Consider the following 7,514-nt stretch of genomic DNA (forward strand, 5'->3'; position numbering starts at 1 on the left):
GTCGAGGATATCGGCCGCCACAAGGTGGTGCGCGCCAGTTTCGAAGGCCGCGACATAGCGGCGATTGTCGGCGAGGACGAGGACATTCCCGCCGATCCGAAGATCGCTTTCGACCCGGCCGGCATCAACATCTATGCCGATTCCTGGCGCGTCGAGATCGGAGGCTGAGCATGGAAAGGACCTGGAACAACAAGGCTTGGTTCATGGTGCTGCCGGTGCTCTTGCTGGTGGCTTTCTCGGCGATCATCCCGCTGATGACGGTCGTGAATTATTCGGTGCAAGACACTTTCGGCAACAACGTCTTCTTCTGGGCGGGCTCGGAATGGTTCGAAGAAATCCTGCATTCCGACCGTTTTTGGGAAGCGATGGGCCGCAACCTGGTGTTCTCGGCCATCATCCTCATCATCGAGATTCCGCTCGGCATCTTCATTGCGCTCAACATGCCGAAGAAGGGCTGGGGCGTTCCGGTCTGCCTGGTGCTGATGGCGTTGCCGCTGCTCATCCCGTGGAACGTCGTCGGCACCATCTGGCAGGTGTTCGGCCGCGTCGACATCGGTCTACTCGGATATTCGCTGCGGGCGCTCGGCTTCGACTACAACTACGTCAACGACCCGTTCGACGCCTGGGTCACCGTCATCGTCATGGACGTCTGGCACTGGACGAGCCTGGTGGTCCTGCTCTGCTACGCAGGGTTGGTCTCGATCCCCGACGCCTATTACCAGGCGGCGAAGATCGACGGGGCGTCGCGCTGGGCGATCTTCCGCTATATCCAGTTGCCCAAGATGAACCGTGTGCTGCTGATCGCGGTTCTGCTGCGCTTCATGGACAGTTTCATGATCTACACCGAGCCGTTCGTCGTCACCGGCGGCGGGCCCGGCAACACCACCACTTTCTTGTCGATCGACCTGGTGAAGCTGGCCATCGGAGAGTTCAACCTCGGTGAGGCGGCGGCCATGTCGATCGTCTATTTCCTGATTATCATGCTCCTGTCCTGGGTGTTCTACACCGTCATGACAGCCTACGACGCGGAGCGGTGAAATGGCACACCTCGACGAAACCACGGCCAACGAACGAACGCTGATGCGGCAAACCCCCGCTACAGCGGAAGCGCAGACGGCGAACGCCACGCTGGCACGCAAGATGCGGCGGCGGGGTGAGGAGTCACGGTTCTGGTGGCTGGTGCCAACGATCTACATCATCTTCCTGATGTTGCCGATCTACTGGCTGGTCAACATGAGCTTCAAGAACAACCAGGAGATTCTCGGCGCCTTCTCGCTTTGGCCGAGAAACCCGACGCTTGCTAACTACGCGGTCATTTTCAATGATCCGTCCTGGTACAGGGGCTACATCAACTCCATCATCTATGTGGTTATGAACACGGTGATTTCGGTCGCCGTGGCGCTTCCGGCAGCATATGCCTTCTCGCGCTACCGTTTTCTCGGCGACAAGCACCTGTTCTTCTGGCTGCTCACCAACCGCATGGCGCCGCCGGCGGTGTTCGCGCTGCCGTTCTTCCAGCTCTATTCGGCTTTCGGCCTGATCGACACGCACATCGCGGTGGCGCTGGCGCACTGCCTATTCAACGTGCCGCTGGCGGTCTGGATTCTTGAAGGCTTCATGTCGGGCGTGCCGAAGGAAATCGACGAGACCGCCTATATCGACGGCTATTCCTTCCCACGCTTCTTCCTGAGGATATTCATGCCGCTGATCGCGAGCGGTGTAGGCGTGGCCTGCTTCTTCTGCTTCATGTTCTCGTGGGTCGAACTGCTGATCGCGCGGACGTTGACCACGACCGCCGCCAAGCCGATCGCCGCGATCATGACGCGCACCGTCTCGGCCTCGGGCCTCGACTGGGGCGTGCTGGCCGCAGCCGGCGTGCTCACCATCCTTCCGGGCGCGCTCGTGATCTGGTTCGTCCGCAACTACATCGCCAAAGGCTTTGCCTTGGGGAGGGTGTGATGAAACGAACGCACGAGTTCATACGCAACACCATCGCCAAGGGCTTTGCCCTGGGAGGGATGTGACATGAATCTCACCTGGATGGCATGGACGTTGCCGACGGCGATCTTTTTCATCACGATCCTGGCGCTGCTCTGCGGCATGGCGATCTGGGAGTACGTCTCGCCGGGCGGCAGTCCGCGGGTCGGCGTGCTGCGGTTCGAGACAACGCGCGGCGACCGTCTCTTTCTATCGCTGCTTGGCAGCGCCTTTATCCATCTCGCTTGGCTGGGTCTTGTCGGACCCAACCTGTGGTGGGCTCTCGCTCTCTCCGTGGTCTACGCCATCGGCGTGTTCCGCTACGTATAGAGGGGGAAACTGTTGGAGCGGCCGCGTGCCGGCGGCTGCTCCGATCGCACTTAAAACTGAAACAGTGGAGGAAACACATGAGACGGCAATTTTTGACATCAACGACTGCGCTTGTCCTGTTGCTCGGGGCAGGCAACGCCTATGCCGGAATGGACGAAGCCAAGGCGTTTCTCGACGCCGAGATCAAGGACATGTCGACGCTCGATCGCGCTGCCCAGGAAGCCGAGATGCAGTGGTTCATCGATGCCGCAAAACCCTTTGCGGGCATGGACATCAAGGTCGTCTCGGAAACCATCACGACGCACGAGTACGAATCGAAGACGCTGGCCAAGGCGTTCGCCGACATAACCGGCATCAAGATCACGCATGATCTGATCGGCGAAGGCGATGTCGTCGAGAAGCTGCAGACGCAGATGCAGTCGGGCGAAAACGTCTATGATGCCTATGTCAACGACTCCGACCTGATCGGCACCCATTGGCGCTACCAGCAGGCGCGCAGCCTGACCGACTGGATGGCGAACGAGGGCAAGGACGTCACCACCCCGAACCTCGATCTCGCCGACTTCATCGGCACCAAGTTCACGACGGCTCCGGACGGCGATCTTTATCAGCTGCCCGACCAGCAGTTCGCGAACCTCTACTGGTTCCGCTACGACTGGTTCAACGACGAGAAGAACAAGGCGGACTTCAAGGCGAAGTACGGCTACGACCTCGGCGTGCCGGTCAACTGGTCAGCCTATGAGGACATCGCCGAATTCTTCACCGGCCGCGAGATCGACGGCAAAAAGGTCTACGGCCACATGGACTACGGCAAGAAGGACCCGTCGCTCGGCTGGCGCTTCACCGATGCCTGGCTTTCGATGGCCGGCAATGGCGACAAGGGGCTGCCGAACGGTCTTCCGGTCGACGAATGGGGCATCAAGGTCGACGAGAAGTCGCGGCCGGTCGGCTCCTGCGTGGCTCGGGGCGGCGACACCAACGGTCCGGCGTCGGTCTATGCCATCCAGAAATATCTCGACTGGATGAAGGCCTACGCTCCGGCCGCGGCCCAGGGCATGACCTTCTCGGAATCCGGACCGGTGCCGGCGCAGGGCGAAATTGCCCAGCAGATGTTCATGTACACGGCCTTCACCGCCGATATGGTGAAGGACGGCCTTCCCGTCGTGAACGAGGACGGTACGCCAAAATGGCGCTTCGCTCCGTCGCCGCATGGCGTCTACTGGAAGGACGGCATGAAGCTCGGCTACCAGGACGTTGGTTCCTGGACGCTCCTCAAGTCGACGCCTGATGACCGCGCCAAGGCCGCCTGGCTTTACGCGCAGTTCGTCACCTCGAAGACCGTGGACGTGAAGAAAAGCCATGTCGGCCTGACGCTGATCCGCGAGAGTACGATCCAGCACAAGAGCTTCACGGACCGCGCCCCGAAGCTCGGCGGCCTGATCGAGTTCTACCGCTCGCCGGCCCGCGTCCAGTGGTCGCCGACGGGTACGAACGTTCCTGACTATCCGAAGCTGGCACAGCTTTGGTGGCAGGCGATCGGCGACGCCTCGTCGGGTGCCAAAACCCCGCAGGAGGCGATGGACTCGCTCTGCGCCGAGCAGGAAAAGGTGCTTGAGCGCCTCGAGCGCGCCGGCGTGCGGGGCGACATCGGACCGAAGCTCGCCGAGGAAAAGACCCTCGAAGAGTGGAACGCTGATGCCGTCTCCAAAGGCAATCTCGCGCCGCAGCTGAAGATCGAGCCGGAGAAGGACAAGGCGCAGACCATCAACTACGACGAGCTGGTCAAGAGCTGGAGCAACTGAGCATCGATCCGGGCGTTCGCGCCCGCATCGCTACAATCGGGGGAGGCGGCATCGTGCCGTCTCCCCTGTTTGCGCCAAGGGAGTGGGGCTGAGGGAGTGAGAATGAGTGGCTTTATCCTTGCAATTGACCAGGGAACGACATCGAGCCGGGCGATCTTGTTCGATCCCGAAATGAAGGTCGTAGGCAGCGGGCAGAAGGAATTTACCCAGCATTATCCGGCTTCCGGCTGGGTCGAGCACGATCCGGAGGAAATCTGGTCGAGTGTCGTGGCGACGGTGAAGGCTGCGATGAACAGCGCCGGCCGCGATGCGTCGGATGTCGCGGCGATCGGCATTACCAACCAGCGCGAGACCGTCGTCATCTGGGACAGGGCGACCGGCAAGCCGATCCATAACGCGATTGTCTGGCAAGACCGCCGCACCGCGCCGCTGTGCCAGAAATTGAAGAAGCAGGGACTGGAGAAGAAGTTCACCAGAAAGACCGGCCTGCTGCTCGATCCCTATTTCTCCGGCACCAAGATCGCCTGGATGCTGGACAAGGTGAAGGGCGCGAGGAAACGCGCCGCCAAGGGCGAATTGCTGGCCGGCACTATCGACAGCTTTCTGATCTGGCGGCTGACCGGCGGCAAGGTTCACGCTACCGATGCCACCAATGCCTCGCGAACGCTGGTCTACAACATCGAAAAGAATGCCTGGGACGACGAGCTTCTGGCCATTCTCGGCATACCGGGAAAAATGCTGCCGCAGGTGAAGGATTGCGCTGACGACTATGGAATCACAGAGAAAAGCCTGTTCGGTGCAGAGATAAGAATCCTCGGCGTGGCTGGCGACCAGCATGCGGCGACCATCGGCCAAGCCTGTTTCGAGCCGGGCATGATGAAGTCCACCTATGGCACCGGCTGCTTCGCGCTGCTCAACACCGGCAGCGATCTGGTGCGCTCGAAGAACCGGTTGTTGACGACCATTGCCTACAGGCTGAACGGCAAGACCACTTATGCGCTGGAAGGCTCGATCTTCATCGCTGGTGCGGCCGTGCAATGGCTGCGCGACGGCATCAAGGTGATCGGCAAGGCCGAGCAGAGCGGCGTGCTGGCGGCGAGCGCCGACCCGACTCAAGAGGTGTATCTAGTGCCGGCTTTCGTTGGGCTTGGCGCGCCGCATTGGGACGCCGAGGCGCGCGGCGCCATCTTCGGGCTGACCCGGAATTCGGGCCCGGCTGAATTTGCCCGGGCCGCATTGGAATCCGTGGCCTTCCAGACGCGTGACCTGCTCGACGCGATGCGCAAGGACTGGAAGGGCTCGTCAGCGAAGACCGTTCTCAGGGTCGATGGCGGGATGGTGGCGTCGAACTGGACCTTGCAGCGGCTGGCCGACATCCTCGATGCGCCGGTCGACCGTCCGACCATCCTGGAGACGACGGCGCTTGGCGCGGCATGGCTGGCCGGCTCGAAGGCGGGTGTCTGGCCGAAGACAAGGGAATTCGCCAAGAGCTGGGCGCTCGAACGGCGGTTTCAGCCGGATATGAATGTTTCGGTCCGTTCCGCAAAACTCGCCGGCTGGCGCGACGCCGTGCGCAGGACGCTAAGCACGATTTAGATTCTTAGATTCGCGCACCAAAAAGCCTGCGCCGGTGCCGGCGCAGGCTCTTCAACAATCTTTGTTCAACTCTGCCCGGCGTATCAATAGGGCGAGATGCACTGCCGGCGGGGGCCGTAGTAAGGCTGATACGTGTTGTCATACGCCCGGTAGGATCTGTAGCGGCTGTAGCACCACTCCACGTGTGAACCGCCTCGATAGACGGGGCGGTACTGGTTGTTGATGATCGCGCCGGTGATCAGCGCGCCAGTGGCGAAGGCCGCCAGCGGGAACCAGTAGTCGTTGTAGCGACGATAGCCGGGGCGATAATAGCGATAGCCGCGATAGCCGCGCCAATACCTGAAATCATCACCGGCGAAACGACGAAAATCGCGGCGGGAAAAATCGCGACGGGCAAAATCGCGACGGAAATCACGGCGGAAGTCGCCGCGGCGGAAGTCGCGACGGAAATCGCGGCGTGAAAAATCGCGATCGCCGTCGAAACGCCTCCAACGCCTGTGGTCGACGGTCTGGACATCCGACGAGACATTCTGGCCTAGCGGCACGTAGATGGGCTGGGCGTTGACGGGCACGATCTCTGCTACAGCGAATGACGCTGACAGCGCGGTCGCCAGCAAGCCCGACATGATCCTGTTCATGGTCTTCTCCTTGAACGCGTCGTCCCTTGTGCCGATAAAAACGGGCAGGTTGCGCAATTGTTCCGCGAGAAATAGCAAGCTGCTGATTTGTAATGCATCTCGGCTTTCGTGCGAGACAGCCACGCCGATCTTGTCGACACGGTTTGCGAGGCGTCAGGAGACCGCGAAAAGCCCGGCTTGCAAGCCCTCTTTTTCCGGTTGACCGGTCGCGGCACTCTCCCTATGTTCCGCGCAATTTCGAGGGCGGCATTCTGAGCCCGCGGGAGCGCGTAGCTCAGCCGGTAGAGCAACTGACTTTTAATCAGTAGGTCCAGGGTTCGAATCCCTGCGCGCTCACCATTTTTTCACGTGGGACATCAATATGTTAGCGTTTTGGCTGCTGGAGCAGAGCCGGAACCTGTGCGACTGTTGCGACCCGTGCGACTGCAAAAAGCCGCACGAGCCGTTCGCTTCCTGTTCCCCGTCTAAAGCGAGGTGCTTTATGAACGCCTTGGGTTTTCTAGCGGCGTCGAGCCAGGTTCTTCAAGAATCGCCCCGATTATACCACCGAGACATTCCCGCCGGCGTGGCGCTCCAGCCGGCCGGCGAGGTCGAGTTCCAGCAGCACCATGAAAACCTGGGCGGGATGCAGGCCGGTGTGGCGGATGATTTCGTCGACCGCCACCGGCGTTGGGCCAAGCGCTTCGAGGACGCGGGCGCGGTCGTCTTCGCCGGGTGGCGGTGTTGCCGAAAAGTCAGGCGGCTCTCCAAGTGGCGGCGTCCTTGGCGCCAGTGCGCCGACCAGCGGCGCGATCGCACCGGTAATGTCCGATGCTTCGGTGACCAGGGTGGCGCCGTCCTTGAGCAAGGCGTTGGTGCCGGCGGCGCGCGGATCGAGCGGCGAGCCGGGGACGGCGAAGACCAGCCGGCCCATCTCGCCGGCAAGCCTGGCGCTGATCACCGAGCCGGAGCGTTGCGCCGCCTCGACCACGACCAGCCCCAATGCAGCACCTGCGACGAGGCGGTTGCGGCGCGGAAAATCCTGGGCGCGCGGCTGCCATCCGAACGGCATCTCTGAAATGATGGCGCCGCCGCGCTCGGCAATCTCGTTACAGAGTTCGGCATTCTCGGGCGGGTAGGGCAGGTCGAGGCCGCCGGCCAGCACGCCGATCGTGCCGGTCGCAAGGCTGCC

7 protein-coding genes, 1 tRNA gene and 1 pseudogene are annotated in these 7,514 nt (G+C 61.6%); 7 read left to right on the forward strand and 2 right to left on the reverse strand.

The annotated features are described in order from the left end of the window. The 6 genes and pseudogenes from EOA86_RS40265 to glpK all read left to right on the forward strand — a co-directional run. Positions 1-168 (forward strand): annotated as a pseudogene (locus EOA86_RS40265) (ABC transporter ATP-binding protein); the annotation flags it as partial. Positions 169-170: 2 nt separating this feature from the next. Further along, entirely contained in the window at positions 171-1,037 is an 867-nt protein-coding gene (locus EOA86_RS14440) for a sugar ABC transporter permease (RefSeq protein ID WP_095520419.1), read from the forward strand. A gap of 1 nt (position 1,038) precedes the next feature. Then, a complete protein-coding gene (locus EOA86_RS14445; RefSeq protein ID WP_203546849.1) occupies positions 1,039-1,959 on the forward strand; it encodes a carbohydrate ABC transporter permease in 921 nt (306 codons plus the stop codon). Between the two features lie 66 nt (positions 1,960-2,025). Then, on the forward strand, positions 2,026-2,307 hold the full coding sequence (locus EOA86_RS14450) for a DUF2160 domain-containing protein (protein WP_065009557.1): 282 nt from the start codon (positions 2,026-2,028) through the stop codon (positions 2,305-2,307). 77 nt (positions 2,308-2,384) lie between these two features. Then, positions 2,385-4,109 carry an ABC transporter substrate-binding protein gene (locus tag EOA86_RS14455; protein ID WP_128342247.1) on the forward strand — a complete coding sequence of 575 codons (1,725 nt, stop codon included), beginning with the start codon at positions 2,385-2,387 and terminating at the stop codon, positions 4,107-4,109. 102 nt (positions 4,110-4,211) lie between these two features. Further along, positions 4,212-5,705, forward strand: coding sequence for a glycerol kinase GlpK (glpK, locus tag EOA86_RS14460; protein WP_065009559.1), 1,494 nt, complete (start codon positions 4,212-4,214; stop codon positions 5,703-5,705). 83 nt (positions 5,706-5,788) lie between these two features. Here the strand turns inward: glpK and EOA86_RS14465 are convergent, their stop codons facing one another. Then, a complete protein-coding gene (locus EOA86_RS14465; protein ID WP_065009644.1) occupies positions 5,789-6,343 on the reverse strand; it encodes a BA14K family protein in 555 nt (184 codons plus the stop codon). A 263-nt stretch (positions 6,344-6,606) separates the two neighbouring features. On the opposite strand from EOA86_RS14465, the gene EOA86_RS14470 reads away from it, so the two are divergent. Beyond that, positions 6,607-6,682 (forward strand) — tRNA-Lys (locus tag EOA86_RS14470). A gap of 199 nt (positions 6,683-6,881) precedes the next feature. Here the strand turns inward: EOA86_RS14470 and EOA86_RS14475 are convergent. After that, positions 6,882-7,514, reverse strand: a 633-nt coding sequence (locus EOA86_RS14475) for a DNA-processing protein DprA (protein WP_164891750.1), incomplete at its 5' end; no start/stop codon positions are given.

Source organism: Mesorhizobium sp. M5C.F.Ca.IN.020.32.2.1 (genome assembly GCF_004023105.1).
Classification (GTDB): Bacteria; Pseudomonadota; Alphaproteobacteria; order Rhizobiales; family Rhizobiaceae; genus Mesorhizobium; species Mesorhizobium wenxiniae.

What these genes read in the sequence shown, in the direction of transcription:
- EOA86_RS14440 (WP_095520419.1), top strand. Translation starts at nt 171, where the DNA reads ATGGAAAGGACCTGGAACAACAAGGCTTGGTTCATGGTGCTGCCGGTG.
- EOA86_RS14445 (WP_203546849.1), top strand. Translation starts at nt 1,039, where the DNA reads ATGGCACACCTCGACGAAACCACGGCCAACGAACGAACGCTGATGCGG.
- EOA86_RS14450 (WP_065009557.1), top strand. Translation starts at nt 2,026, where the DNA reads ATGAATCTCACCTGGATGGCATGGACGTTGCCGACGGCGATCTTTTTC.
- EOA86_RS14455 (WP_128342247.1), top strand. Translation starts at nt 2,385, where the DNA reads ATGAGACGGCAATTTTTGACATCAACGACTGCGCTTGTCCTGTTGCTC.
- glpK (WP_065009559.1), top strand. Translation starts at nt 4,212, where the DNA reads ATGAGTGGCTTTATCCTTGCAATTGACCAGGGAACGACATCGAGCCGG.
- EOA86_RS14465 (WP_065009644.1), bottom strand. Translation starts at nt 6,343, where the DNA reads ATGAACAGGATCATGTCGGGCTTGCTGGCGACCGCGCTGTCAGCGTCA.